Raw genomic sequence first — 26,000 nt, 5'->3', positions numbered from 1 at the left:
TATGAAACCAAAAACAATTCGTGAAGTGGCACTTGACGTGCTGCTTCAAATCGAAAAAAATCAAGCGTATAGCAATTTGCTTTTAAATCAAACCGTTAATAAAGCAAGTTTAGACCCCAGAGATGTTGGATTATTAACAGAAATCGTATATGGAACCGTACAACGCCGTGATACTCTCGATTATTACTTAGAACCATTTATTAAAAAAGGTGTAAAAAACTTAAATGATTGGGTCCGGGTATTATTACAATTATCATTATATCAAATGGTGTATTTAGATCGAGTACCAGACCGAGCGATTGTACATGAAGCTGTAACCATTGCGAAACGAAGAGGACACCAAGGCATTTCAGGAATGATTAATGGAGTGTTACGGAATGTGAGGAGACAAGAGTTGCGGTCGTTTGATGAAATAAAAGATGAAACAACTCGACTAGCGATTGCGACAAGTCATCCGGTATGGTTAGTAAAGAGATTGGTTAAACAGTACGGGGTAGAGGAAGCAGAACAGATTTGTTTAACAAATTTGCAACCTCCTCAAGTAACTGTACGAGTTAATCAAACGCTAGCATCTGTGGAGGAAGCGATCGACCTTCTTCAAGAAGATGGAGTTGAGGTAAAGCGTGGTCATCTTTCTGAAGATGCTCTTATTATTAAAAAAGGAAATGCCACCCATACGCAAGCATTTAAAAGCGGGATTATCACGATCCAAGATGAAAGTTCGATGCTCGTAGCAAGAGCACTTGATCCAGTAAAAGGGATGGATGTATTAGATTGTTGTGCTGCACCAGGAGGAAAGTCCACACACTTAGCAGAGCGAATGAAGGATAAAGGTCGTGTAATCGCCCTTGATTTACATGAGCATAAAGTGAAACTTATCGATCAATTAAGTAACCGTCTGCAACTAAATTCCGTTCAGGGTCAAGTGATGGATGCCAGACAAGCTAGTAAACATTTTGAAAAGGCAAGTTTTGATGCGATATTAGTTGACGCACCATGTTCAGGTTTAGGTGTTATCCGGAGAAAGCCAGATATAAAATGGACGAAAAATGCCAAAGATATTGAGGCTATCCAAAAAATTCAAAAAGAAATCTTATCAGCAGTTGTTCCTCTTTTAAAAAAAGGTGGGCGTCTTGTTTATAGTACATGTACGATCGACCGTACAGAAAATGATAAAATCGTTCAGTGGTTTCTAAAGGAACATCATGAATTTATTATGGATCCATCAGTTATAGAACGTCTACCTCATCACATTTCTGAAAAAGCAAAAATAGAAGAAGGTAGTTTAACGATTTTGCCGCATCATTTTAATACAGATGGCTTTTTTATTACAGCTATGCTTAAACAATAACTATGACATAAGTGGTCACAAAAAGAATAATGGTTCGCTGGTAAAATAATCTTGAAAACTCGAATGATAAATGTAACGATTTGAAGAGAATAAGGTCATAATATTGATCTGTATGTGGTTAGCTCCATGAAAAGGAGCGTAAAGAGGAGACGAGGTGAGTATAAAATGAAATTTGCGTTTAATTCAAGTGTTGGTAAAGTAAGGCCGCATAACGAAGATAGCGGGGGTATTTTCCAACACCCAACTGGTGCAGTGTTAGCAGTTGTTGCAGACGGTATGGGGGGACATCAAGCTGGCGATGTAGCAAGTCAAATGACAAATGATATTTTAAAAGATAGGTGGTTATCTACATCAGAGTTGTCTAAACCAACAGAAGTTGAAACATGGATTAATGAATCAATTCAAGCGGTTAATAAAAGCCTTTTTATACATGCAAAGGAAAATCGAGAATGTCAGGGAATGGGTACAACAGTTGTTGTTGCAGTATGTACAAAGGAATTCGTTTCATTAGGGCATGTAGGTGATAGTCGTGGGTATTTGCTAAATAACTGTGGTTTTCAACAAAAAACCTCCGATCATTCATTAGTCAATGAACTGGTTCGAACAGGTCAAATTACAGAAGAACAAGCAGAGCATCATCCAAGAAAAAATGTTCTTCTTCGTGCACTTGGAACAGAACCATCTATAAAAATAGATGTTGAAACGATTGATTGGGAAGAAAATAATGCGATTCTTCTTTGTTCTGATGGACTTTCTAATAAAGTTATGGATCATGAATTAGAAGAAATTTTGAGTATGAGTCAAAACATTAATGAAAAAGTAGAAAAACTTATCGAAATGGCGAATGAACGTGGAGGAGAAGATAACATTACCGTTGCGATTGTTCACTATTCTCATGACCGTCAGGAACGGGGGTGACGATTATGATAGGTACACGTATTAACGGTCGTTATCATATTTTAGAAACGATTGGTGGAGGTGGGATGGCATATGTGTACAAAGCACGTGATGTCATTCTCGATCGAATCGTTGCAGTCAAAGTACTACAACCACAGTTTTCAAGAGATGAACAGTTTATTAAACGATTCAGACGTGAAGCTCAAGCAGCTACAAGCTTGGCACATCCAAATGTCGTTAGTATTTTTGATGTAGGTGAAGAAGAAGATTTATATTATATCGTGATGGAGTATGTAGAAGGGCCTACATTAAAAGAACTGATTCAAGACCGTGGTGCACTTTCGCTTGAAGAAACGGTTGATATTATGTCACAGGTCACCTCAGCGATTGCGCACGCCCATGCTAATCATATTGTTCATCGAGATATTAAGCCACATAACATTCTTATTAGTTCCACCGGAGATGCTAAAGTAACGGATTTTGGAATTGCGCGAGCGATGTCGAGTGCAACAATTACTCATACCAATTCTGTGATGGGTTCAGTCCATTACCTTTCACCTGAACAAGCAAGAGGTGGAGTCGTTACGTATAAATCTGATATTTACTCTCTAGGTATTGTTCTATATGAGATGGTTACTGGACAAGTTCCTTTCTCTGGAGATACAGCAGTAACGATTGCCTTAAAGCATTTACAGAACGATGTTCCTTCTCCGAGAAAAATCAATCGGTTGATTCCACAAAGTGTTGAAAATATTATTTTACGTTCGACCGCCAAAGATGCATTTCATCGTTATGAAAGTGCGATGGAAATGGGGGAAGATTTAGAAACATCTTTAGACCCATCTCGAGTTAATGAACCAAAATTTATGATTCCTACAAATGATGAAGATGTAACAAAAGCAATTCCTGTCATTAAAGATCATGATGATGTTAAAAACTTAGATGAAACAATTGAAGCTAAACCATCAGTCAATAAAGATGATAAAAATAAGACAGTCCAGCAACCACCAAAAAAGAAAAAACGGTGGTTAACAACTTTAATTGTTTTATTATTTTTAATGATTGGCTCAGGAGTAGCTGCATTTGCACTTTTTCCAAGTCTCTTTAAAGTAGATGAAGTAGAAGTAACAAATGTAATTGGTGATGATATAGCTGAAGCTGAAGCACTATTAAAAAACCTTGGTCTTATTGTGGAACAAGAGAGGCTTTATGATGAAGAAGTACCAGAAGATCATGTTATACGACAAGATCCTGTTGGCGGTTCCATTGTAAAAGTGGGCAGCACTGTGAAGCTGTTTGTAAGTGATGGCAGAGAAAAGGATGAAATGCCTGAAGTCATTGGTATGCAAAAAGATCGAGCAGAGCGAATTCTTCGTGATTTTGAAAATATAGAATATCAGGAAAGACAATCGGATGAGCCTCCAGGCATAATACTGACTCAAGTTCCAGAACCAGGCACTCAAGTTATTGCTGAAGAAACGACGGTTTACTTAACATATAGTGTGGACCAAATGATTACTCTTAATCATTTACGTGGGTTAACAGAACAAGAAGCTTACAAATATTTAGATGGCGAAGGCCTATTAGCAAAAGTAACGTATGAACATTCGGATAGTGTTCAGAAAGATCATATCATTTCCCAATCCCCTAGTGCCTTTACACAGGTTAAAAAAGGTTCAGAGGTGGCACTCGTTGTTTCTAAGGGGCCAGAGCCGAAAAAGCCTGAAGGTGGGGATGAAGAGGAAAAAGACAATGAAGTAGAAGATGATAAGGAGCCGACGAAATCAATTGAAAGTGTACTTCCTGTCCAAGTCGATGAAGGGAATTCACCGCATATTTTAATACGTTATGAAGATGCTACGACAGACGGAGAAAAAGTCTTCTTTGATGATACGATTTCAGAGTCAAAGACATTTCGAATTCCTTTAATTGTGACTCCAAGTAAAGATGGCTCTTATAAATTGTATATCGATGGAGATCTTTATAATACGTATACATACACGTATACAAATTAATTAAAAAAGAGGTGGTTTCAAAAGGAGGTGTCAGGCACCTCTACATGAAACAGCCTTAAAAATCAGGAGGATTTCATGCCAGAAGGAAGAATAGTCAAAGCCTTAAGTGGCTTCTATTATGTCCAAAATGAGGATGGTATGTTTCAATGTCGAGGACGGGGGGTGTTTCGTAATCAAAATATTAAGCCACTCGTTGGAGATTTTGTTCATTTTGAAGCTGAAAATCGAACCGATGGATATATTTTAGATATTTATGAACGAGAAAATGAAATGATTCGTCCACCAATTGCTAATATTGATCAAGCCATTTTAGTTTTTTCTGCTTTAGAACCAGATTTTAGCCCACTACTATTAAATCGTTTTTTAGTTCATATTGAGGCACACTTTATCGAACCACTCATTTGTATCAGTAAGGTTGATTTATTAGATGAGGATAATCAATCTAAAATTAAGAAGTTTAAAGAAGATTATGAAGGAATTGGCTATAAAGTCATTATGACATCAATTGAAACGAAAGAAGGTATTGAAAAATTAATCCCATTCCTAAAAGATAAAGTGACTGTCATTGCTGGGCAGTCAGGAGTAGGAAAGTCATCCTTATTAAATACTTTACACCCTGAATTAGATATTGAAACAAATGAAATTTCTACTCATTTAGGGCGTGGTAAACATACGACAAGGCATGTCGAATTATTAGCAGTTGGAGACGGTTTAGTTGCAGATACACCAGGATTTAGTTCCTTGGACTTTGTTGATATCGAAGCAGAAGATCTTTCTCTTTATTTCCCTGAAATGAAAGAAAAAATGGGAGCTTGCAAATTCCGTGGTTGTACTCATACGAGTGAACCAAAATGTGCGATCAAGGCAGCAGTTGAAGCTGATGAGATCCTAAAATATCGTTATGACCATTATTTACAATTCTTAGAGGAAATTAAAAGTCAAAAACGGAGGTACTAGTCATGATAAAAATTGCACCATCCATTTTATCGGCAGATTTTGCAAAGTTAGGTGAAGAAATTAAAGATGTGGAGCGTGGAGGAGCAGATTATATTCATATTGATGTAATGGATGGCCACTTTGTTCCAAATATTACGATCGGTCCATTAATTGTTGAAGCACTTCGTCCTGTAACGAAGCTGCCATTAGATGTCCATTTAATGATTGAGAATCCTGATTTATATATCCCGGAATTTGCTCGTGCTGGTGCAGATATTATTACGGTTCATGTTGAAGCATGTCCTCATCTTCACCGTACTGTTCACTTGATTAAAGAACAAGGGGTAAAAGCAGGGGTCGTATTAAACCCTGCAACACCTGTAGATACGATTCAACATGTTATTAATGATGTAGATATGGTTCTGTTAATGACTGTGAATCCTGGATTCGGTGGTCAGAAATTTATACATAGTGTATTGCCCAAAATTACGGCTGTTTCCGAAATGGCCAAGTCAAAAAAGCTTAATATTGATATTGAAGTGGATGGTGGCGTTAACGAAGAAACAGCGCGGCTTTGTGTTGAAGCGGGTGCAACTGTACTTGTGGCAGGGTCAGCAATCTATAGTAAAGAAGATCGCTCTCATGCTATACGAGCAATTAGGGGATAATTCATAGTCTCTTTCCAACGATGACTGCTGCATGAAAAATAATGAAGGCTGTTTGTCCTATTTTTATAAACCAAGTTGCATAACAGAGGTAGTTTTGCATATGAATGGTTGTAGGGCAAATAAAAAAAGATCGACCTTAGATAGGAACTCACATGAAAAAATGGGTACTATTTTGTTAGTGATGAATATACTAGTATAAATGAGCATTCTTCATGTCATCATCCTTCATTTATTCGTAAGTCGGTGGCAATTCATGTTGAGGAGGAGGAGCTATGAAATTTTATACGATCAAGCTGCCTAAATTTATTGGCGGGTTTGTCAGAGCGATCCTAGGTTCATTTAAAAAAAATTAAGATCCAAAAATGCACCGTAACTGCCTAAAGACGGTGCATTATTTGGTTAAAAATGGATAATACCCAAAATGGCTGGGTTTATTGTTTCATTATCGTTTTCTTAAAGAAGCTACTTTTTTTTCCATACAAAAAAACAAGAGGTCGACATGGTGTCAGCCTCTTGTTTTTTAAACGAAGCTAGAAATAGCTTCGTTTCGTCTACTTTTAAATAGACTTTCTTATACGCGCTCTACTTTACCAGACTTTAACGCACGAGCAGAAACATATACTCGCTTTGGTTTACCGTCAACTAAAATGCGAACTTTTTGAACGTTAGCGCCCCATTTGCGCTTAGTTTTATTCATCGCGTGTGAACGCTGGTTTCCTGTGCGTGCTTTTCTACCAGTAATATAACATTTACGTGCCATAATACGCACCTCCTTAAACCCAGTTAATCCAATCGAAGCAGCTGTTCGATTTCTAATTCATACTCGAATATCTTAGCATAGGGATTTTTAGAATGCAACAGTTTCCAACAATTTTTATCAAGTAATGTTGCTTGACAGCAACCTTTGATAGAGTAAGCTTTTAAAATAAGTAATAGTATAGTAAAATGACGTTACCCAAACATTTTATAAAAGGGGGATCATATTAATGCCTGTAGAATTAAAAACGCAAATGGGAGTAATTGATGTTTCTAAAGATGTAGTAGCGACCATCGCTGGAGGAGCTGCTGTTGATTGTTATGGAATTGTAGGCATGGCGTCACAAAAGCAATTAAAGGATGGCTTAAGTGAAATTTTAGGTAAAGAAAACTTTCAACGTGGTGTTGTTATTCGTGAAGAAAATGAAGAAATTCATATCGATATGTACATCATTGTAAGTTATGGTACAAAAATTTCTGAAGTAGCTCATAATGTACAAACGAAAGTAAAATACCAACTAGAGAAAATGTTAGGCTTGGTTGTAGACTCAGTGAACATCTTTGTTCAAGGGGTGAGAGTGATCAACCCTTAGTGAATTAGGAGGAAAGTTTTGTGTCAAGTTTAGAAATTGATGCTAGTCAATTAGCACAAATGTTCATTCAAGGTGGCGCTAATTTAACAAAACACGCAAAAATTGTTGATGCATTAAATGTTTTTCCAGTACCAGACGGAGATACGGGAACGAACATGAACTTAACGATCACATCTGGAGTTAATGAAGTTAGACAAGCTCCCCTTCAAAATGTTACTGATGTTGCTCAAGCTTTTTCTAAAGGGCTCTTAATGGGGGCGAGGGGAAACTCTGGGGTTATTTTATCTCAACTTTTTAGAGGGTTTGCTAAAGGTGTTGAAGGAAAAACAACAATAGATGGTAATGAGTTAGCGTCTGCATTTAAATTAGGTGTAACAACGGCTTATAAGGCTGTGATGAAGCCTGTTGAAGGGACGATTTTAACTGTTGCTAAAGATAGCGCAATTGCGGCTGAACATGCAGCGGAAAAAAATGAAGATCCGAGGGTTGTTATGGAACTCGTGCTATCTGAAGCAAGAGCATCGTTAAAGCGAACACCAGATCTTTTACCAGTTTTAAAAGAAGTAGGCGTAGTTGATTCTGGTGGACAAGGCCTCGTATATATTTATGAAGGATTTCTTACAGTTTTAAAGGGTGAAAATATTTCAGTTGAACAAGTGGAAACGCCTTCAATGGAAGACCTTGTCAAAATTGAACATCATAATGCTCAGAGTATGTTGGCGACAGAAGATATTGAGTATGGTTACTGTACGGAAGTAATGGTTAAATTCGATGAGGAAAAGTTAATTTCATCACCTTTTATTGCAAGCGAATTTCGAAAAGAGTTGGATGCATTAGGTGATTCTCTTCTTGTCGTTTCCGATGAAGACTTACTTAAGGTACATATACACGCTGAAACACCCGGAGAGATTTTAAATCGGGCGCAACGTTTCGGAAACCTGATTAACATAAAAATCGAAAATATGAGAGAACAACATACTCATTTATTAGATGAAACGAAGGCGATGGATGGGCAGGAAACATCTATCCGCCCCCCAAAAGAAAAGAGTGAGTATGGCGTTGTTACAGTGTCTATGGGGGAGGGAATAGAACTATTATTTATTGGACTTGGGGCAAATGTTGTTATTCCTGGTGGTCAAACGATGAATCCAAGTACAGAAGATATTGTTACAGCGATACATAAAGCGAATGCTCGCAAAGTAGTAGTACTTCCGAATAACGGCAATATTATTATGGCTGCAGAGCAAGCTGCTGAGGTTGCTGACGCTGAAGTAGTTGTCATTCCTTCAACAACGGTTCCTCAAGGGCTGGCCGCTTTACTTGCATTTAACCCTTCAACATCTCTAGAGAGTAATAGTGCTACGATGAAGGATGCGATGTCCTATGTAAAAACAGGTCAAGTTACGTATGCTGTACGAGATACGAATATGGATGGAATTGAAATTAAAAAGGGCGATTTCATGGGAATTGCTGAAAAAAACATCGTTTCTTCTGGCCCGTCATTAGTAGATACGACCAAACAATTGTTAGAAGGAATGCTAGACGAAGAATCAGAATTGTTGACAATAATTTGGGGAGAAGGAGCGACAGAAGATACAGTAGCTGAACTAACTTCATTTGTAGAAGAAAGCTTTGAAGATGTAGAAATAGAAGTTCATGAAGGAAAACAGCCATTGTATTCGTTCATTTTCTCAGTTGAATAAAAAATGTTTAATGAGACTATCTCAAAGTGTCTGTGTTCCCTTACGTTAACACGATAAAGATTCGTGGTGAGGTACCTGGCACTTTGTTTTTGCTGGTTAAGTAAAATTAAATTAAAGGGAAAATGGTTAGAGGTGAAAGACGTTGAAATATCGTACAGTTTTTGACATTATTGGTCCAATTATGATCGGTCCTTCTAGTTCTCATACAGCAGGTGCAGCAAGAATTGGTCGTGTAGCTAGAACGTTATTTGGAAGAGAACCTAAATGGGCGAATATATATTTTTATGGTTCGTTTGCAAAAACGTATAAAGGTCATGGTACGGATGTTGCCATTGTAGGTGGTCTATTAGATTTTGATACATTCGATAACCGAATTACGAATGCAATAAAAATTTCTGAGTCAAAGGGGATTCAAATTAACTTTTATGAAGAAGAAGCGGTAACGGACCATCCAAATACAGCAAAAATTGTTCTTGGTGATGATAAGGATAAGTTGGAGTTAGTTGGTATTTCGATTGGTGGAGGTAAGATTGAAATTATTGAACTAAACGGCTTTGAGTTGAGGCTTTCAGGTAATCATCCCGCAATACTCGTTGTTCATAATGATCGTTATGGGGTTATTGCAAATGTGTCCAACATTCTAGCGAAATATCAAATTAATATAGGGCATATGGAAGTGTCGAGAAAAGAAAAAGGACAAGAAGCATTAATGGTAATTGAAGTGGATCAAAATGTTGAGGGGCCTCTACTAAAAGAGATGGAAGCTTTACCCAATATAAATAAAGTAACAAAAATCCATGACTAACTACTTGGAGGGTTAATAATGTTTCGAAATGTTGCGGAGTTAATTGAATTAGCTGAATCAAAACAAATTCCCATTTCTGAAGTGATGATCGAGCAAGAGATGGAAGTTACGGAGAAAAGTCGTGAGATGGTATATTCTTTAATGGAAAAAAACCTCGATATTATGGAAGAAGCAGTCAACCGTGGAATAAAAGAAAATATTAAATCAGTTTCTGGTTTAACAGGTGGAGACGCTGTATTATTACAAGAATATATTAAATCAGGAAAATCACTAGCTGGTGATGTGTTATTAGATGCTGTCAGTAAAGCGGTAGCTACGAACGAAGTGAATGCAGCGATGGGAACGATTTGCGCTACACCAACTGCTGGTTCTGCAGGGGTAGTACCTGGTACATTATTTGGACTTCAAAGTAAGTTAAACCCAACTAAAGAGCAGAAAGTAAGATTTCTTTTTACGGCTGGAGCTTTTGGGTTTGTTGTTGCGAATAATGCCTCGATTTCAGGAGCGGCAGGTGGATGTCAAGCGGAGGTAGGCTCTGCTACAGGGATGGCAGCAGCAGCGATCGTAGAAATAGCTGGTGGAACACCTAGTCAATCTGCAGAAGCGATGGCGATTGCTTTAAAAAATATGCTAGGACTTGTTTGCGATCCGGTAGCTGGTCTTGTTGAGGTGCCTTGTGTAAAAAGAAATGCTATGGGTGCTGCAATTGCCATAACAGCTGCAGACATGGCATTAGCAGGAATCACGAGTCGTATTCCATGTGATGAAGTAATTGATGCCATGTACAAAATTGGGCAAACAATGCCGATTGCTTTACGTGAGACAGCTCAAGGTGGACTAGCGGCTACCCCAACTGGCCGAGAATTAGAAGCAAAAATATTTGGGATTTCTCTTGATAAGAAATGAGTCAACTAGCTCAACCTGTAACGGTCATAAAGGGAGTAGGAGAAGAAACCGCAAAACAGTTGGGGAACTTAGGAATTCATTCGGTAGGCGATTTAATTGAGTATTATCCATTTCGATATGAGGATTACCGAATAAGAGAAATCCGTGATGTAAAGCATGATGAACGAATTACGATAGCTGGAGTTATACATAGTGAGCCGTCTGTACGATATTTTGGCAAGAAGAAAACGAGGCTATCTGTCCGGGTATTGATCAATAATGTCTTGATTACAGCTGTCTTTTTTAATCAAGGATTTATTAAAAAACAATTACAGATTGGTAGTTCGATCACTTTAACCGGTAAATGGGACCGACATCGGTTAACGTTAACTGTAAATGAGTTCAAGCTAGGTGAAGTGACAAGGCAAAATGAACTTGCACCTGTTTATTCTGTAGGTGGAAACTTAAAGATCGCTACACTAAAAAAAATTATCTATCAAGGACTAAAGGAGTATTCAAAAGAAATTCAAGAAATACTCCCTCCTTTTATACTAAAAAAATACAAACTTCTTCCCAAAAAAGATGCCGTATTAAGGCTTCATTATCCTCAAACGACAGAACTTGTTAAACAAGCTCGTAGGCGAATGGTGTACGAGGAATTTCTACTTTTCCAATTAAAGATGCAAGCGTTTCGAAAATTTAAACGAGAGCAAACTAAAGGCTTACCGATGCCGCTCGATCATACAAAAGTACAGAAGTTTATTCAATCCTTGCCGTTTCCGTTAACAGGGGCACAACAACGAGTTGTAGATGAAATCATGAAGGATTTAAGTTCCGATTATCGAATGAACCGTTTATTGCAAGGAGACGTTGGTTCAGGTAAAACAGTTGTTGCTGCCATTGCAATGTATGCAACTGTGCAGGCTGGTTTTCAGGCGGCTTTAATGGTTCCGACTGAAATTCTTGCTGAACAACATATTAGTTCGATAACTGAATTATTATCACCCTTAGGTATAGAAGTGGCATTGTTATCAGGATCGGTAAAAGGAAAGAAAAGACGAGAACAGCTCGAAAAGCTTAAAGGTGGAGACATTCATGTTATTGTTGGCACGCATGCGTTAATCCAAGAAGATGTCCACTTTCAAAAGCTTGGTTTAGTTATTACAGACGAACAACATCGTTTTGGGGTTGAGCAACGGCGGATTCTACGTGACAAAGGAGAAAATCCAGATGTTTTGTTTATGACCGCTACCCCTATTCCAAGAACATTAGCTATATCGGTTTTTGGTGATATGGATGTTTCGACTATTGATGAAATGCCAGCAGGAAGAAAGACAATTGAAACATATTGGGTCAAGCATGATATGTTAGAACGAGTTTTGCATTTCATCGAAAAAGAAGTAAATAAGGGACATCAAGCGTATGTTATTTGCCCGTTAATTGAGGAATCAGAAAAGCTAGATGTGCAAAATGCAATTGATGTTCATGCCATCTTACAAGCACATTTTAAAGAATATCAAGTGGGTCTAATGCACGGGAGGCTTCATCCTTCAGAAAAAGATGAAGTGATGGAGGCTTTTAGTAGGAACGAATCGCAAATCCTTGTTTCTACAACTGTTGTAGAGGTAGGAGTAAATGTCCCAAATGCAACGGTTATGCTTATTTATGATGCTGAGAGATTTGGATTGGCGCAACTTCACCAGCTCAGAGGTCGGGTTGGAAGAGGGGAGCACCAATCTTATTGTATACTACTAGCCGATCCTAAATCTGATGTAGGAAAAGAAAGGATGCGGATTATGACGGAAACGAATGATGGATTTACACTTTCTGAACGTGATCTTGAACTCCGTGGTCCTGGAGATTTTTTTGGACATAAACAAAGTGGACTCCCTCATTTTAAAATAGCAGATGTCGTCCATGATTATCGAGCGTTAGAGGTAGCAAGACAAGATGCCGTACAGTTTGTGAATTCTACTAGCTTTTGGGAAGAAGATGAATATAAACCGCTTGTTTATTATTTAGAAGAGCAAGGAATATTAAGTGGAGAAAAACTAGATTAACTATTGATATTCAGTAGTTGGAATTATATACTACTATTAGTACCTAGTCATATATTTTGGATGGTGGCGTGTACATGAAAAAATCAAAGCAAGAACGCCAAAAGCTATTGCAAGAGACGATTGAAAAAAATCCTTTTGTAACAGATGAGGAACTAGCTAAATCATTTTCGGTCAGTGTTCAAACGATCAGGTTAGACCGAATGGAACTTTCTATTCCTGAGCTAAGAGAACGAATTAAAGATGTTGCAAAACAACAGCTAGATGAAGTGCGAGCATTACCGATAGAAGAAGTTATTGGAGATATCATCGATCTTCAACTAGATGAAAGTGCCATTTCAATTTTGCAAATTAGAAATGAACATGTGTTCTCCCGTACACAGATTGCACGAGGGCATCATTTATTTGCTCAAGCGAATTCACTTGCAGTTGCTATTATTAATGATGAACTTGCATTAACTGCTAAGGCAACTATTCGTTTTACTCGCCAGGTGAACGTTGGCGAGCGAGTGATTGCTAAAGCGAAGGTTATAAAACATGATAAAGACAGGACGATCGTGGAAGTAAATAGTTTTGTCGACCAAGAAAAAGTGTTTTCAGGTGAGTTTGTGATGTATAGATCAAAACAATAGTAAAGAAAAGATCGATTGTTAGCAATTTTTAGGTATGGTTGTCAAAAGGTTTTACCACTTTTTTAAACGTAAAAAGAAGGAAATGTGGAAATCGATATTTAAACTAATATTGACAGATGGAAGAAAAGAGGTTTGCTAAACATGAAACTCGCAATTGATGCTATGGGCGGAGACAAGGCACCTAAAGCGTCTATAGATGCAGCAATAAAGGCGTTAAATAAATTTCCTGATCTAGCAATTACATTAGTAGGAAATGAACAAGAAATTTTGAAGTATATGCAACCAAATGATCGTATTACGATATTACATACGGAAGAAAAAATTGAGGATGATGACTCTCCAGCAACAGCAGTTCGTAGAAAACGAGATGCTTCCATGGTGTTAGCAGTTAAGGAAGTAAAAGAAGGGCGTGCTGACGCTTGTATTTCTGCAGGAAATACAGGAGCATTAATGGCGGCTGGACTCCTTTATGTAGGGAGAATTCAAGGAATTGATCGTCCAGCTTTAGCACCAATGCTACCAACTGTAAATGGAAAAGGCTTTTTAATCCTTGATGTTGGGGCAAATATGGATGCAAAACCTGAGCATTTAAACCAATATGCGATAATGGGAAGCATTTATATGCAAATGGTACGTAAAGTGAAAAACCCTAAAGTGGGATTACTTAATGTGGGAACGGAAGATGGTAAAGGAAATGAGCTAACTAAGTTGACATTCCCATTGTTAAAAGGACTAAATTTAAATTTTGTTGGTAATGTTGAAGCTAGAGATTTATTAAGTGGTACTGCTGATGTCGTTGTTTGTGATGGTTTTACCGGGAATATTGTTTTAAAAGCAACAGAAGGTGCTGCAGCTTCGTTATTTACCATATTAAAAAGAGAGTTGACGAGTAATCTTTTTAGTAAGCTTGTAGCAGGGTTACTAAAACCTAGTTTCTTAAAAATAAAAAAGACGATGGATTATTCTGAGTACGGCGGAGCTGCACTATTTGGCTTAAAAGCTCCTGTTATTAAATCGCACGGTTCGTCTGATGAAGTCGCTTTTTATCATACAATTGTTCAAGCTAGGGAAATGGTTGAACATCAAGTAGTAACAACTATTAAGAATGAAGTAGCCAAACATAACCGACCTGCCGAGTAATATTAAAGGTTCTTCAAAAAGACTAGGAGAATAGTGCAAAGTTTTGTCTGGGTGTACCTCTTAACCTCTTTTTTTGAACCAATTTAATCGTAAAGGAGAAAAAATTATGGGGAAAATAGCGTTTATCTTTCCAGGTCAAGGATCACAATTTGTAGGGATGGGACAAAATCTCATTGATCATAAACAAGATATCCAAGCTGTTTTTAAAACGGCTGATGAGCAGTTAGGGTATGGACTGTCTAATATAATGTTAAATGGTCCAGAGGAAATGCTTAAACGTACAGAAAACACACAGCCAGCATTATTAACAATGAGTGTAGCGGTTTTAGAAGCATTAAAAGCATATGATATTACCCCTGATTACGTTGCAGGCCATAGTTTAGGGGAATATAGTGCTCTCGTGTGTGCTAAAAGCTTATCCTTTGAAGAAGCTGTTTATGCTGTAAGACAACGTGGGTTGTTTATGGAGGCAGCAGTACCAGCTGGTGAAGGAGCAATGGCTGCGATACTTGGAATGGACCGAGATCTGTTGCAAGAAGTGACAGAAGCCGTTTCAAACAATGGTGATGCTGTACAATTAGCGAATTTAAATTGTCCAGGACAAATTGTTATTAGTGGAACAGCTGAAGGAGTACATAAAGCTTCAGAATTAGCGAAAGAAAAAGGTGCTAAGCGGGCAATCCCATTACAAGTAAGCGGGCCGTTTCACTCTTCTTTAATGAAACCTGCTGCTGAAAAATTAACAAAAGTCCTTGATGAAATTACAATTTCAGAAGCAAAAGTTCCTGTGATTGCAAATGTAACTGCTGACGTTGTAACGGATGCTACACAAATAAAAGAAAAACTCATTGAACAAGTTTATTCTCCAGTTTTATGGGAAGATACGGTACGCCGCCTACTTGACCTAGGAGTAGACACATTTATTGAAGTTGGTGCTGGAAATGTGTTAAGTGGTCTAGTCCGTAAAGTAGAACGAAGAGTAAATGTTTATGCAATAAGTGACATCGAATCAATCGAAGCGATGGTAACGAAGCTGAAAGGAGAATGAATATGCTAAATGGAAAAGCTGCTCTCGTAACGGGTGCTTCAAGAGGAATTGGAAAAGCAATTGCGCTTGAGTTAGCACAAAATGGTGCAAAGGTAGCAGTAAACTATGCAGGGAGTAAAGATAAGGCTGAAGCTGTCGTTGCTGAAATTGTTGCAAATGGCGGTGAAGCAATTGCGATCCAAGCCGATGTGGCAAATAGTGAAGCCGTTCAAGACATGGTTAAAGAAGTAATTTCTACGTATGGTTCACTCGATATTTTAATTAACAATGCAGGGATCACTCGTGATACACTCGTTATGCGCATGAAAGATGAGGATTGGGATGCAGTAATAAATACGAATTTAAAAGGTGTTTTTATCTGTTCTAAAGCTGTTACACGTCAAATGATGAAGCAACGCGCAGGGAGAATTATTAATATTTCATCCGTTGTCGGTGTGTTAGGAAATGCCGGCCAAGCTAATTATGTTGCTGCTAAAGCAGGTGTTATTGGACTAACAAAGTCGTTAGCACGTGAATTAGCTAACCGCAATATTACGGTTAACGCAGTTGCACCAGGATTCATTGAAACTGATATGACCGATCAACTAACCGATGAGATTAAGGGAAGTATGTTAAATCAAATTCCATTAGCTAAACTGGGACAACCTCAAGAGATTGCTCGGGTCGTACGCTTTCTGGCGTCTGAAGATAGTAGTTATATGACTGGCCAAACGCTTCACGTAGATGGTGGAATGTACATGCCATAATAAAACTTCTATTTTTATTAAGAAAGGATTTGCTTTTATTTATCCTTTCATGCAAAATAGATACGATGTTATTTTGTACATAGAACAAGATATATAAGCTTTTGAGAGGAGGTGAACGGAAGATGGCAGAAACTTTAGATCGTATTACTAAAATTATCGTTGACCGTCTGGGAGTTGAAGAAGCAGAGGTAAAGCCTGAATCTTCATTCAAAGATGATCTTGGTGCAGATTCATTAGATGTTGTTGAGCTTGTTATGGAATTAGAGGACGAGTTTGACCTTGAGATTTCTGATGAGGAAGCTGAAAAAATTTCTACTGTTCAAGATGTAGTAAACTACATTCAAAGTCAACAGTAGTTCTTAGATAGGGTGTTCAAAAAGTTAAGGTGAATAAAGCAGTTGAAATTGCTTTTTCTAACTTTTTGAACCCTATTAGTATGAGGCTAACTCAAGCTAGAGTGTCAGTCATCTCTATTTTGTTACATAAAATGGGGAAGCTTGCACTTATGAGTCAGCCTCTTACTTCATTACAGCTTAGCAGTTTGGAGGTAGGACATGCCAAATTCTTCAAGGAATTATAGAAAACGATACAGTAGTAATCAAGGAGACCGAAAAAGACATGCCCGTAGACTTACTTTGTCTTTGAAGCAAAAAGAAAAGTTTGATGCGTTGTTGAAAAAGATCGGTTTAGAATTTCAAAATAATAAATTGCTTATTCAAGCTTTCACTCATTCATCCTATGTGAATGAGCATCGAATTAGCTCAAGTCAAGATAATGAACGACTTGAATTTTTAGGAGATGCAGTCTTAGAGTTAGCGGTTTCTCAATATTTATATAAAAAGTTTGATACGATGAGTGAAGGAGATATGACCAAGCTGCGTGCTGCCATTGTCTGCGAAGCTTCCTTAGCTAATCTAGCCAATGAGTTATCTTTTGGAGAATTAGTATTATTAGGGAAGGGCGAAGAAATGACAGGTGGAAGACAACGACCTGCGCTGCTTGCTGATGTTTTCGAATCTTTTATAGGGTCACTTTATCTTGATCAAGGGTTAGATGCAGTATACTGTTTTCTCGATAAGACGATATATCCGAAGATTAATGACGGTGCTTTTTCGCATATGATGGATTTCAAAAGTCAATTACAAGAGTTTGTCCAAAGAGATAATATCGGTCAAATTCATTATGAAATTGTCCAAGAAAGAGGGCCTGCACATAGTCGTGAATTTGTTTCAGAAGTGTTATTAAATGAGCAAATCCTTGGAGTGGGAGTGGGACGGTCAAAGAAAGAAGCTGAACAACATGCCGCTCAGCAAGCATTATTAAAATTAAGTGAGAAATTATAAAGACTCCTCATAAGGGTAGTAATAATGAATAAAACACTCGGTTATCCGAGTGTTTTATTTTGCTATCGAGTGAGGTTATGTTATCTACGAAGGCGGCCTAATTCAGAAACGATGGCGTCTAGTTCACTGACACTAAAGTTACTTTGACGTTGTACTAAATCATAGATGTCTTTTAACTCTTCGTACTTGTCCGTTTCAAAGCTCTTTGCTTTCAATGCGCCTGCATTTACGATTTGTAGTTTCTTTTTTATTTCCTCAAGCATAAATTCGATATTTTCACGGTTGCAAACAGATAAGTCCATTTTAGCATTCCTCACTTTATTAAAGGTATCGTTGCGGTTATCATAACATAGAATATCACATTTGTCTTAAAACATTCATTCAGTAACTTTTTGAACAACTTCTATTAGTGGTATGATAAAATAGGAAAGTTGTTATTAAACATGGCTGTTTTTCGTAAACTGTGTTGCTTTTGGACCGTTTTTTGAAAATAAAATCGCCTTTTCAAGACAAATTCATTTGTCTGATCGGCTATTTTATTTTCAAAACCTTCACGCTATGCGTGAAGAGCCAAGCATCCGCTTGGCTTACGGTCCAAAAGCTAAAAGCAACAATCTTTGAGAAAAGAGCCTTAAACATTAAGAAAGCTTACTTTTTTAAAGGATTTAAGTATAAGAAAAAACATCGATTTTCGCCATTCTTGGCTATAAATCATGTTCTAAAAATTGAGGGGGAAGGAATCATGTTCCTCAAACGATTCGAGGTAATGGGCTTTAAGTCATTTGCTGACAAGATGACAATTGAATTTGACTCTGGTGTAACAGCAGTGGTTGGCCCTAATGGAAGTGGAAAAAGTAATATCTCTGACGGAATACGTTGGGTACTTGGTGAACAATCAGCTAAATCACTACGCGGTTCAAAAATGGAAGACATTATATTTGCAGGTAGTGATACGAGAAAGCCTTTAAACTTTGCAGAGATTACATTAGTTCTTGATAATCAAGATCAACATTTAGCCATAGATTACACGGAAGTAAGTGTTACACGGCGTGTATACCGCTCAGGAGAAAGTGAATACCAACTTAATAAGCAAACATGTAGGCTAAAAGACATTGTTGATTTATTTATGGATTCTGGCCTAGGTAAGGAAGCTTTTTCTATTATTGGACAAGGAAAAGTAGAAGAAATCCTCAGCAGTAAAGCGGATGACCGCAGAGTCATTTTTGAAGAAGCTGCTGGTGTGCTTAAATATAAAAATCGAAAGCTCAAGGCTGAGAAAAAACTGTGGGAAACTCAAGAAAATTTAAACCGGGTTGAAGATATTCTTCATGAATTAGCAGGTCAAATTGAGCCACTACGCATTCAATCATCAATTGCAAAAGACTACTTAGAAAAGAAAGACGAATTAAAAGAAGTAGAAGTGGCTTTGATGGTTTATGAAATTACTGAACTTCATGAAAAATGGACAAAAGAAAAAGAAAAGCTACAAAGCTTAGAACAAAGTCGTGATGAACTTTCTCAAAAAATTAAGCAAAAAGAAGAGACTTCTGAAACAATACGCACTGAAATGCGTCAACTTGATAACTCCTTAAACCAACTTCAAGAAGAATTGCTTCAAGCAAGTGAGACGTTAGAAAAAAGTGAAGGGCAAAAAGAAGTATTAAAGGAACGAAAAAAGAATTTTCACTATAATCGTGACCAACTCATTAAAACGATCAATGATCTTAAGGAAAAAAAACAGCTCCTTGAAAAACAGCTTGCAGACGAAAAAGAATTACTCAGAAAAATGGAAAAAGAGTTTCAAGACAAAAAGAATGAGTTAAACGATAGAAAAGAAAGGCTTGCTGTAGCACAAGAAGATCTAGAAAGTGAACTGGATCGTTTGAAGTCAGACTACATAGAAATCGTAAATGAGCAAGCATCGATCCGAAATGAGATCCGCTACTTAGAAGAGCAAGTCGCTACATCGAAGCGGAAAAAGAAAAGATTAGTTGATGATAACGATCAGCTAATACAATTACGTAAACAAGTGTTGAGTAAGAAGGAAGATTACGAACTACTTGTTAATCAACGACAAGATGAACTACACGAAATCGTAGATCAATACCGAGCGTTAGAAGCAAAGCTTGAAAAGTTAAATAAAGAGTATGACACTCGTCAATCACAGCTGTATGAAGCATTTCGTTTAATACAACAAGTCCGGTCTAGGAAAGACGTAATTGAAGAAATGCAAGCTGATTTTTCGGGCTTCTTCCAAGGCGTTAAGGAGATATTAAAAGCTAGAAATAAACATTTACAAGGAATTGTTGGTGCGATAGCTGAGTTAATTAATGTTCCCAAGCCATATGAAACTGCGCTTGAAATTGCTTTAGGGGGAGCGACTCAACATATCGTTGTTGAAACGGAAGGTGCTGCGAGACAAGCGATTTCGTTTTTGAAAAAAAATGGATTTGGTCGAGCTACATTTTTACCGTTACCTGTCATTAAAGGAAGAGGTGTTAGAGCGGACATAATTCATCAAATTGAAAACGATGAAGCCTTTATTGGAGTCGCATCCCAACTAATCGAGTATGATAAACGCTATGAACAGGTGATGGGAAATCTATTAGGACATGTTATAATTGCAAAAAATTTAGAGGGTGCAAATAACTTGGCTCGAAAAATCGGCTTTAGTAATCGTATCGTTACGTTAGAGGGAGATGTTGTTAACCCAGGAGGCTCAATGACAGGAGGAGCGATTAAGCAAAAGACGACACCTCTACTTGGACGGCAACGAGAATTAGAAGACTTAACAGCAAAGCTTACTGGAATGGAAGAAAAAACATCCAAATTAGAAACATATGTAAAAGAGCTCAAGCAACAGTTACAGGAAAATGAACAAAAACTACTGCAATTGAGACAATCTGGAGAAGCTGCTCGAGAGTTTGAACGAGAAGCAAGAGACCTTCTGCGTGAAGTTGAATTAGAAGAGAAAAGTGTGAACGAACGGCTAGCTTTATTTGATAGAGAACAAGACATGCTTTCAAAAGACGAAGAAACAGCTGAACGTCGCTTAGAATCGCTATCGACTGAGCTTGAGCAATCCTCTGCAACAACCGCTCTTCTTGAAAGTCAAGTCAAAGAAATTGAAGCAAAAAAAAAGTTACAGCAAACATCAAAGGAAACGATGCAAGTTGAGTTGACCGACCTTAAAGTCAATATGGCAAAAGAAGAAGAGCGGCTGGTGAATCAGCGTGATACAGTCACCCGATTTATGGATGAAGTTGAGGAAGTAACTTCGGTGTTAAAAGATACAGAAGAGCAGTATTGGTTACTTGAGCATGAAATGAGTGATAATACGAGTGGTGAGGACCATCTTGAAACGAAAATAGAAGCAAGCCGCAAGAAAAAAGATCAAACCATTTCATTCATTAGTCAGATTCGAAATGAGCGTATTGAAAAACAACGTGTATTAGATGAAGTAGAAGAAAGTTTGAAAATCGAAAAAGGTCATTTGAAATTATTGCTTGATGAATTACATCAATGTGAAGTACTAACAAATCGCTACGATGTTCAACTTGATAATCGTTTAACACTACTGCGTGAAGAATATGAGTTAAGTTATGAGGCCGCACAAAACGAACATCCTCTAATGCTACCTGTTGAGGAAGCAAAGACGAAAGTGAAATTAATAAAACTCGCAATCGAAGAGCTTGGAACGGTAAACTTAGGAGCGATTGAAGAATATGAACGTGTCAGTGAACGTCATCAATTTCTTCATGAGCAAAAAGAAGATTTAGTGATGGCAAAAGAAAATTTATTTAATGTTATTATGGAAATGGATGAAGAAATGACAAAACGCTTTAAAGATACATTTGATCAAATTAGCGCTCATTTTAAAGTCGTCTTTAAACAGTTATTTGGCGGTGGGCATGCAGATTTAGTATTAACAAACCCAGAACAACTTTTAACAACAGGTGTTGACATTATGGCTAGACCACCAGGGAAAAAGCTTCAAAACCTTGCTTTATTGTCGGGTGGAGAGCGTGCATTAACAGCGATCGCACTCCTATTTTCCATTCTGAAGGTAAGGCCTGTACCATTTTGTGTACTAGACGAAGTAGAAGCAGCTTTAGACGAGGCTAATGTTAACCGTTTTGCTTCTTACTTAAAAGCATTTAGTGGACAAACTCAATTTATCGTCATTACCCATCGTAAAGGGACGATGGAGGAAGCCGATGTGTTATATGGTGTAACGATGCAAGAGTCAGGTGTGTCTAAGCTTGTTTCTGTTAAATTAGAAGATACGAAAGAATTGATTGAGAACTAAGGAGGAAATACCATGAGTTTTTTTAAAAAGTTAAAAGAAAAAATTACGGGGCAAACGGAATCTGTTACAGAAAAATTTAAAACGGGTTTAGAAAAGACACGGGATTCGTTCGTCGGTAAAATGAATGAACTTGTTGCTCGCTATCGTAAAGTAGACGAAGATTTTTTTGAAGAATTAGAAGAACTGTTAATTAGTTCAGATGTCGGCGTTGCAACGGTCATGGAATTGATTGATGACTTAAAAGATGAAGTTAGACTTCGTAATATTAAAGATACATCTGAAATACAACCTGTCATTTCAGAAAAGTTAGCTGAACTTCTGCAAAAAGAAGAAGAAGACACGTCGCTTAATATCCAAGAAGATACGATGACGGTTATATTATTTGTTGGCGTAAATGGAGTAGGAAAAACAACGACAATTGGAAAAATGGCCCATATGTTTAAAGAACAAGGAAAATCTGTGTTACTAGCTGCTGGGGATACATTCCGTGCTGGTGCGATCGAGCAGCTAGAAGTATGGGGGGAGCGAGTTGGCGTTGATGTTATTAAACAGCAAGCAGGAAGTGACCCTGCGGCCGTAATGTTTGATGCTGTTCAAGCAGCAAAATCAAGAAATGCTGACATCCTCTTATGTGATACTGCCGGTCGTCTGCAAAATAAAGTTAACCTCATGAAAGAGCTGGAAAAGGTAAAGCGAGTCATCGAACGAGAAGTACCAAATGCACCCCATGAAGTTCTTCTCGTATTAGATGCAACGACAGGACAAAATGCAATGAGCCAGGCGAAACAGTTTAGTGAAACAACGGATGTTAGTGGGATTGTATTAACGAAACTTGACGGAACAGCTAAAGGTGGAATTGTACTTGCAATTCGTCATGAATTAGATATTCCAGTAAAATACGTCGGTTTAGGTGAAAAAATGGATGACTTACAGCCATTTGATGCTGAACAATTTGTTTATGGACTTTTTAAAGACGTGCTTGAAGAAAAGCTTGAAGAAGAAGAAGAGGCAAATTCGTAAGAAAAAAGGTCTTTCAAGAAAAAAACTTGACACTCATTTTCTTTTCGTGTAGTATGTTCTCTTGTAAAGGGAATTCACTTAACAAGGGGATGGTCCGTTTGCTCGATAAAACCTTAAGGATGAACTATTTATTCGACTTCTATCAGTCCTTATTAACATCTAAGCAACGACAATATATGGAACTCTATTATTTAGATGACTTCTCCCTAGGTGAAATTGCCGAAGAATTTGAGATTAGCCGTCAAGCCGTCTATGATAACATCAAGCGGACTGAGGCAATGCTAGAGGAATACGAAGCAAAATTATCGCTCCTCGAAAAGTTCGAGCAGCGTTCCAACTATATTGCACAGTTAAAATCGGCAATCTTAAAACCAGAAGCGACTCCTGAAGAGATCATGAGCGTCATCGAAGCTCTTGAAAAACTAGAGTAGGAGGCGACGGCCAATGGCATTTGAAGGTTTAGCGGAACGACTGCAGAGTACGATGCAGAAAATCCGTGGTAAAGGGAAAGTAACAGAAGCTGATGTTAAAGAAATGATGCGAGAAGTTCGACTTGCATTATTAGAAGCGGATGTTAATTTTAAAGTCGTAAAAGAATTTATTGCACGTGTGAAAGAACGTGCCATCGGACAAGAAGTATTAAAGAGCTTAACTCCCGGTCAACAAGTTATTAAAGTCGTTAACGAAGAACTAACAGCTTTAATGGGCGGAGAACAGAGTAAAATTGTAGTCGCTAGCAAGCCACCGACAGTTGTCATGATGGTCGGTTTGCAAGGTGCTGGTAAAACGACAACGACCGCGAAATTAGCCAATCACTTACGGAAAAAACATAATCGTAATCCGATGCTCGTAGCTGCGGATATTTATCGGCCAGCAGCAATTAAGCAGCTAGAAACATTAGGGAAGCAGCTAAATATGCCTGTGTTTTCTCTTGGTGATCAAGTAAGCCCAGTGCAAATCGCTGAAGAAGCGATTAAAAAAGCAAAAGAAGACCATAATGATTATGTTATTATTGATACTGCAGGTCGATTGCATATTGATGAAGAGTTGATGGATGAGTTAAAACAGGTGAAAGAAATTGCAAAGCCTGATGAAATTTTACTCGTTGTTGATGCTATGACGGGGCAAGATGCAGTTAATGTGGCTGAGAGCTTTAACGAGCAGTTAGATATTACTGGTGTTGTATTAACTAAGCTTGATGGAGATACTCGTGGTGGTGCTGCATTATCGGTTAAATCGGTAACCAATACTCCCATTAAATTTGCGGGTATGGGTGAAAAAGTAGACCAACTTGAACCGTTCCATCCTGAGCGAATGGCATCAAGAATTCTTGGCATGGGTGATGTATTAACTTTAATTGAGAAAGCGCAAGCAAATGTTGATGAAGAAAAAGCGCGTGAGCTTGAGAGAAAAATGCGAACGATGGACTTTACGTTTGATGATTTTTTAGAGCAGCTTGATCAAGTTCGAAATATGGGCCCACTAGATGAAATTCTAGGTATGATGCCAGGAATGAATAAAATGAAGGGCATGAAAAACCTGCAGGTCGATGATAAACAAATCGGCCGTGTAGAAGCAATTGTCCGATCCATGACGAAGCAAGAAAAGCAAGACCCAAGTGTTATTAATGCGAGCCGTCGTCGTAGAATTGCAAAAGGAAGTGGGACGTCAATTCAAGATGTAAACCGTCTTTTAAAGCAATTTGAAGACATGAAGAAGATGATGAAGCAAATGACGAACATGGGGAAAGGGAAGAAAAAAGGAAAAATGCCTTTTAAATTCCCATTTTAAATTTAGTTTTTCATTTTTTCCTAGTTGCAAGCTAGTGAAAATTACTATAATATAAATTATTGTGTGAAATTATTTGGAGGTGTACAACGAATGGCAGTTAAAATTCGTTTAAAACGTATGGGTTCTAAAAAAGCCCCATTTTATCGTGTAGTTGTAGCAGATTCTCGCGCACCGCGTGATGGACGTTTCATTGAGGAAATCGGTACTTACAATCCGCTAACTCAACCAGCAAAAGTTGAAATTAAAGAAGAAAAAGCTTTAGACTGGATGTTAAAAGGTGCAAAGCCTTCTGACACAGTTCGTAACCTCTTCTCTAAAGCTGGTATTATGGAAAAGCTACACAACGAAAAAAACAGTAAGTAATCAGCATTATAATCGAGTTCAAAAAGGAGGACAAAAAGAGCCGAGAAGGTCGAGGCGACGAAGCTTCGAGTAGCACAGTGTATATTAATAAATACATGAGCAACGCAGAAGCGAGTCAACGAAGAGACTCGACAGCTATTTTTCCCGGACTTTTTGAACAACCTTATTATGTCTGAAAAGAAAGGGAATGCAATGAAAGAGTTAGTTGAACATATTGCAAAGGCTCTTGTTGACCATCCCGAAAGAGTTCATGTCACAGAAACGACTGATAACCAATCTGTTCACCTTGCATTGTCAGTTCATCCTGACGATATGGGCAAAATCATTGGAAAGCAAGGGCGCATAGCCAAAGCTATTCGCTCTGTCGTTCATGCGGCTGCGACCAATACAAATAAGCGTATCCGCATTGATATTGTTGACGAAGTAAAAGGGTAGGGGGAAACCTCACCCTTTTATTTTTGTATAAGCTTCTATAAAATAAAAGAAGACATAGTCAAATAGTGAAGAAATTGACCCTTTTGATAAATGAGGTGAAACATGAAGGTAATAAAAACAGTTGCTATAAAGCAAGTCTTAACGGAAAAAAGAAAAGATCAACTGTTAAATGAATTACACTTTGAAAAGGAACAAGTCGTAAAAGAATTAGAACAATTAAAGTTTCAACTACATAAAAAAATAAAGCAACATTCAAGTCATGAACAAAATCATAGCTTGAGAAATAGTTTTCAAAAAGAGATTAAACAGCGAGAAGAAAAATTGAGAGGAATCGATTTTAAAGTCCATCAACTGAATAAACTAGAAATTGGTACAGAATTGCGGGATGGTACAGTTCAATCGATCTGTGAAGTAAAGATTGGCGATAATTGGGATGATATTTTTTCAGAAGCAGAAATTATTATTAAGGATGGAATTGTTCACGAAATTAGAAAAGGATGAAACGAA

At 37.7% G+C, this 26,000-nt stretch carries 26 protein-coding genes; 24 read left to right on the top strand and 2 right to left on the bottom strand.

Going from position 1 to position 26,000, the window contains the following annotated elements; genetic code table 11:
• Position 1 precedes the first annotated feature (1 nt).
• From rsmB to spoVM, 6 genes are all read left to right on the top strand, one after another.
• Positions 2–1,351: a 16S rRNA (cytosine(967)-C(5))-methyltransferase RsmB gene (gene rsmB / locus J0N78_RS07620; protein WP_209122434.1), complete on the top strand. Its 1,350-nt coding sequence runs from the start codon at positions 2–4 to the stop codon at positions 1,349–1,351.
• Between the two features lie 165 nt (positions 1,352–1,516).
• Complete coding sequence (locus J0N78_RS07615) at positions 1,517–2,269, top strand: Stp1/IreP family PP2C-type Ser/Thr phosphatase (RefSeq protein WP_209122433.1); 753 nt, start codon at positions 1,517–1,519, stop codon at positions 2,267–2,269.
• A gap of 5 nt (positions 2,270–2,274) precedes the next feature.
• Entirely contained in the window at positions 2,275–4,263 is a 1,989-nt protein-coding gene (gene pknB / locus J0N78_RS07610) for a Stk1 family PASTA domain-containing Ser/Thr kinase (RefSeq protein WP_209122432.1), read from the top strand.
• A 75-nt stretch (positions 4,264–4,338) separates the two neighbouring features.
• Complete coding sequence (rsgA, locus tag J0N78_RS07605) at positions 4,339–5,220, top strand: ribosome small subunit-dependent GTPase A (RefSeq protein WP_209122431.1); 882 nt, start codon at positions 4,339–4,341, stop codon at positions 5,218–5,220.
• 2 nt (positions 5,221–5,222) lie between these two features.
• A complete protein-coding gene (gene rpe / locus J0N78_RS07600; protein WP_209122430.1) occupies positions 5,223–5,867 on the top strand; it encodes a ribulose-phosphate 3-epimerase in 645 nt (214 codons plus the stop codon).
• Positions 5,868–6,139: 272 nt separating this feature from the next.
• Positions 6,140–6,220, top strand: coding sequence for a stage V sporulation protein SpoVM (spoVM, locus tag J0N78_RS07595; protein WP_075385605.1), 81 nt, complete (start codon positions 6,140–6,142; stop codon positions 6,218–6,220).
• A 218-nt stretch (positions 6,221–6,438) separates the two neighbouring features.
• On the opposite strand, the gene rpmB is transcribed toward spoVM, so the two are convergent.
• On the bottom strand, positions 6,439–6,627 hold the full coding sequence (gene rpmB / locus J0N78_RS07590; RefSeq protein ID WP_209122429.1) for a 50S ribosomal protein L28: 189 nt from the start codon (positions 6,625–6,627) through the stop codon (positions 6,439–6,441).
• 226 nt (positions 6,628–6,853) lie between these two features.
• Here rpmB and J0N78_RS07585 point away from each other — a divergent pair, with 226 nt between their 5' ends.
• The 11 genes from J0N78_RS07585 (at position 6,854) to rnc (ending at position 17,575) form a co-directional block, all read left to right on the top strand.
• Entirely contained in the window at positions 6,854–7,216 is a 363-nt protein-coding gene (locus J0N78_RS07585; RefSeq protein ID WP_209122428.1) for an Asp23/Gls24 family envelope stress response protein, read from the top strand.
• A gap of 20 nt (positions 7,217–7,236) precedes the next feature.
• Positions 7,237–8,919, top strand: a complete 1,683-nt coding sequence (locus tag J0N78_RS07580) for a DAK2 domain-containing protein (protein ID WP_209122427.1) — start codon at positions 7,237–7,239, stop codon at positions 8,917–8,919.
• A 142-nt stretch (positions 8,920–9,061) separates the two neighbouring features.
• Positions 9,062–9,724, top strand: coding sequence for an L-serine ammonia-lyase, iron-sulfur-dependent subunit beta (gene sdaAB / locus J0N78_RS07575; protein WP_209122426.1), 663 nt, complete (start codon positions 9,062–9,064; stop codon positions 9,722–9,724).
• Positions 9,725–9,742: 18 nt separating this feature from the next.
• Positions 9,743–10,630, top strand: coding sequence for an L-serine ammonia-lyase, iron-sulfur-dependent, subunit alpha (gene sdaAA / locus J0N78_RS07570; protein WP_209122425.1), 888 nt, complete (start codon positions 9,743–9,745; stop codon positions 10,628–10,630).
• Positions 10,627–12,669, top strand: a complete 2,043-nt coding sequence (gene recG / locus J0N78_RS07565) for an ATP-dependent DNA helicase RecG (protein ID WP_209122424.1) — start codon at positions 10,627–10,629, stop codon at positions 12,667–12,669. Before sdaAA ends, recG begins: the two co-directional genes overlap by 4 nt.
• Before the next feature lie 74 nt (positions 12,670–12,743).
• Complete coding sequence (fapR, locus tag J0N78_RS07560; protein ID WP_209122423.1) at positions 12,744–13,298, top strand: transcription factor FapR; 555 nt, start codon at positions 12,744–12,746, stop codon at positions 13,296–13,298.
• A gap of 141 nt (positions 13,299–13,439) precedes the next feature.
• Positions 13,440–14,438, top strand: a complete 999-nt coding sequence (gene plsX / locus J0N78_RS07555) for a phosphate acyltransferase PlsX (RefSeq protein WP_209122422.1) — start codon at positions 13,440–13,442, stop codon at positions 14,436–14,438.
• Between the two features lie 106 nt (positions 14,439–14,544).
• A complete protein-coding gene (gene fabD / locus J0N78_RS07550) occupies positions 14,545–15,486 on the top strand; it encodes an ACP S-malonyltransferase (RefSeq protein WP_209122421.1) in 942 nt (313 codons plus the stop codon).
• Positions 15,487–15,488: 2 nt separating this feature from the next.
• Complete coding sequence (gene fabG / locus J0N78_RS07545; protein ID WP_209122420.1) at positions 15,489–16,232, top strand: 3-oxoacyl-[acyl-carrier-protein] reductase; 744 nt, start codon at positions 15,489–15,491, stop codon at positions 16,230–16,232.
• A gap of 122 nt (positions 16,233–16,354) precedes the next feature.
• Entirely contained in the window at positions 16,355–16,588 is a 234-nt protein-coding gene (gene acpP / locus J0N78_RS07540; RefSeq protein ID WP_209122419.1) for an acyl carrier protein, read from the top strand.
• A 198-nt stretch (positions 16,589–16,786) separates the two neighbouring features.
• A complete protein-coding gene (gene rnc, locus J0N78_RS07535; RefSeq protein ID WP_209122418.1) occupies positions 16,787–17,575 on the top strand; it encodes a ribonuclease III in 789 nt (262 codons plus the stop codon).
• A gap of 80 nt (positions 17,576–17,655) precedes the next feature.
• On the opposite strand, the gene J0N78_RS07530 is transcribed toward rnc, so the two are convergent.
• The gene (locus J0N78_RS07530; RefSeq protein WP_209122417.1) at positions 17,656–17,877 is read right to left on the bottom strand and encodes a DUF1128 domain-containing protein; all 222 of its coding nucleotides are present in this window, start codon (positions 17,875–17,877) and stop codon (positions 17,656–17,658) included.
• A gap of 440 nt (positions 17,878–18,317) precedes the next feature.
• Here J0N78_RS07530 and smc point away from each other — a divergent pair, with 440 nt between their 5' ends.
• The 7 genes from smc (at position 18,318) to J0N78_RS07495 (ending at position 25,994) form a co-directional block, all read left to right on the top strand.
• Positions 18,318–21,884 carry a chromosome segregation protein SMC gene (smc, locus tag J0N78_RS07525; protein ID WP_209122416.1) on the top strand — a complete coding sequence of 1,189 codons (3,567 nt, stop codon included), beginning with the start codon at positions 18,318–18,320 and terminating at the stop codon, positions 21,882–21,884.
• A 12-nt stretch (positions 21,885–21,896) separates the two neighbouring features.
• Positions 21,897–22,904 carry a signal recognition particle-docking protein FtsY gene (gene ftsY, locus J0N78_RS07520; RefSeq protein WP_209122415.1) on the top strand — a complete coding sequence of 336 codons (1,008 nt, stop codon included), beginning with the start codon at positions 21,897–21,899 and terminating at the stop codon, positions 22,902–22,904.
• A gap of 98 nt (positions 22,905–23,002) precedes the next feature.
• The gene (locus J0N78_RS07515; RefSeq protein ID WP_209122414.1) at positions 23,003–23,335 is read left to right on the top strand and encodes a putative DNA-binding protein; all 333 of its coding nucleotides are present in this window, start codon (positions 23,003–23,005) and stop codon (positions 23,333–23,335) included.
• Between the two features lie 13 nt (positions 23,336–23,348).
• Positions 23,349–24,695 carry a signal recognition particle protein gene (gene ffh / locus J0N78_RS07510; RefSeq protein WP_209122413.1) on the top strand — a complete coding sequence of 449 codons (1,347 nt, stop codon included), beginning with the start codon at positions 23,349–23,351 and terminating at the stop codon, positions 24,693–24,695.
• Positions 24,696–24,785: 90 nt separating this feature from the next.
• On the top strand, positions 24,786–25,058 hold the full coding sequence (rpsP, locus tag J0N78_RS07505) for a 30S ribosomal protein S16 (RefSeq protein ID WP_209122412.1): 273 nt from the start codon (positions 24,786–24,788) through the stop codon (positions 25,056–25,058).
• A 192-nt stretch (positions 25,059–25,250) separates the two neighbouring features.
• On the top strand, positions 25,251–25,493 hold the full coding sequence (locus J0N78_RS07500; protein WP_209122411.1) for a KH domain-containing protein: 243 nt from the start codon (positions 25,251–25,253) through the stop codon (positions 25,491–25,493).
• A gap of 102 nt (positions 25,494–25,595) precedes the next feature.
• Positions 25,596–25,994, top strand: coding sequence for a YlqD family protein (locus tag J0N78_RS07495; protein WP_209122410.1), 399 nt, complete (start codon positions 25,596–25,598; stop codon positions 25,992–25,994).
• Positions 25,995–26,000 lie beyond the last annotated feature (6 nt).

Source organism: Alkalihalobacillus sp. BA299 (genome assembly GCF_017745675.1).
Classification (GTDB): domain Bacteria; phylum Bacillota; class Bacilli; order Bacillales; family Bacillaceae_F; genus Alkalihalobacterium.
The sequence above is the reverse complement of the archived record's forward strand: the minus strand, read 5'-3'. Positions and strand labels throughout refer to the sequence as shown.

Coding starts and splice junctions, on each gene's coding strand:
- acpP (WP_209122419.1), top strand. CDS start 16,355: ATGGCAGAAACTTTAGATCGTATTACTAAAATTATCGTTGACCGTCTG.
- J0N78_RS07585 (WP_209122428.1), top strand. CDS start 6,854: ATGCCTGTAGAATTAAAAACGCAAATGGGAGTAATTGATGTTTCTAAA.
- smc (WP_209122416.1), top strand. CDS start 18,318: ATGTTCCTCAAACGATTCGAGGTAATGGGCTTTAAGTCATTTGCTGAC.
- recG (WP_209122424.1), top strand. CDS start 10,627: ATGAGTCAACTAGCTCAACCTGTAACGGTCATAAAGGGAGTAGGAGAA.
- J0N78_RS07530 (WP_209122417.1), bottom strand. CDS start 17,877: ATGGACTTATCTGTTTGCAACCGTGAAAATATCGAATTTATGCTTGAG.
- ftsY (WP_209122415.1), top strand. CDS start 21,897: ATGAGTTTTTTTAAAAAGTTAAAAGAAAAAATTACGGGGCAAACGGAA.
- spoVM (WP_075385605.1), top strand. CDS start 6,140: ATGAAATTTTATACGATCAAGCTGCCTAAATTTATTGGCGGGTTTGTC.
- J0N78_RS07500 (WP_209122411.1), top strand. CDS start 25,251: ATGAAAGAGTTAGTTGAACATATTGCAAAGGCTCTTGTTGACCATCCC.
- sdaAA (WP_209122425.1), top strand. CDS start 9,743: ATGTTTCGAAATGTTGCGGAGTTAATTGAATTAGCTGAATCAAAACAA.
- rsmB (WP_209122434.1), top strand. CDS start 2: ATGAAACCAAAAACAATTCGTGAAGTGGCACTTGACGTGCTGCTTCAA.
- rnc (WP_209122418.1), top strand. CDS start 16,787: ATGCCAAATTCTTCAAGGAATTATAGAAAACGATACAGTAGTAATCAA.
- fabG (WP_209122420.1), top strand. CDS start 15,489: ATGCTAAATGGAAAAGCTGCTCTCGTAACGGGTGCTTCAAGAGGAATT.
- pknB (WP_209122432.1), top strand. CDS start 2,275: ATGATAGGTACACGTATTAACGGTCGTTATCATATTTTAGAAACGATT.
- plsX (WP_209122422.1), top strand. CDS start 13,440: ATGAAACTCGCAATTGATGCTATGGGCGGAGACAAGGCACCTAAAGCG.
- rpe (WP_209122430.1), top strand. CDS start 5,223: ATGATAAAAATTGCACCATCCATTTTATCGGCAGATTTTGCAAAGTTA.
- ffh (WP_209122413.1), top strand. CDS start 23,349: ATGGCATTTGAAGGTTTAGCGGAACGACTGCAGAGTACGATGCAGAAA.
- fabD (WP_209122421.1), top strand. CDS start 14,545: ATGGGGAAAATAGCGTTTATCTTTCCAGGTCAAGGATCACAATTTGTA.
- rpsP (WP_209122412.1), top strand. CDS start 24,786: ATGGCAGTTAAAATTCGTTTAAAACGTATGGGTTCTAAAAAAGCCCCA.
- J0N78_RS07495 (WP_209122410.1), top strand. CDS start 25,596: ATGAAGGTAATAAAAACAGTTGCTATAAAGCAAGTCTTAACGGAAAAA.
- rpmB (WP_209122429.1), bottom strand. CDS start 6,627: ATGGCACGTAAATGTTATATTACTGGTAGAAAAGCACGCACAGGAAAC.
- J0N78_RS07615 (WP_209122433.1), top strand. CDS start 1,517: ATGAAATTTGCGTTTAATTCAAGTGTTGGTAAAGTAAGGCCGCATAAC.
- rsgA (WP_209122431.1), top strand. CDS start 4,339: ATGCCAGAAGGAAGAATAGTCAAAGCCTTAAGTGGCTTCTATTATGTC.
- fapR (WP_209122423.1), top strand. CDS start 12,744: ATGAAAAAATCAAAGCAAGAACGCCAAAAGCTATTGCAAGAGACGATT.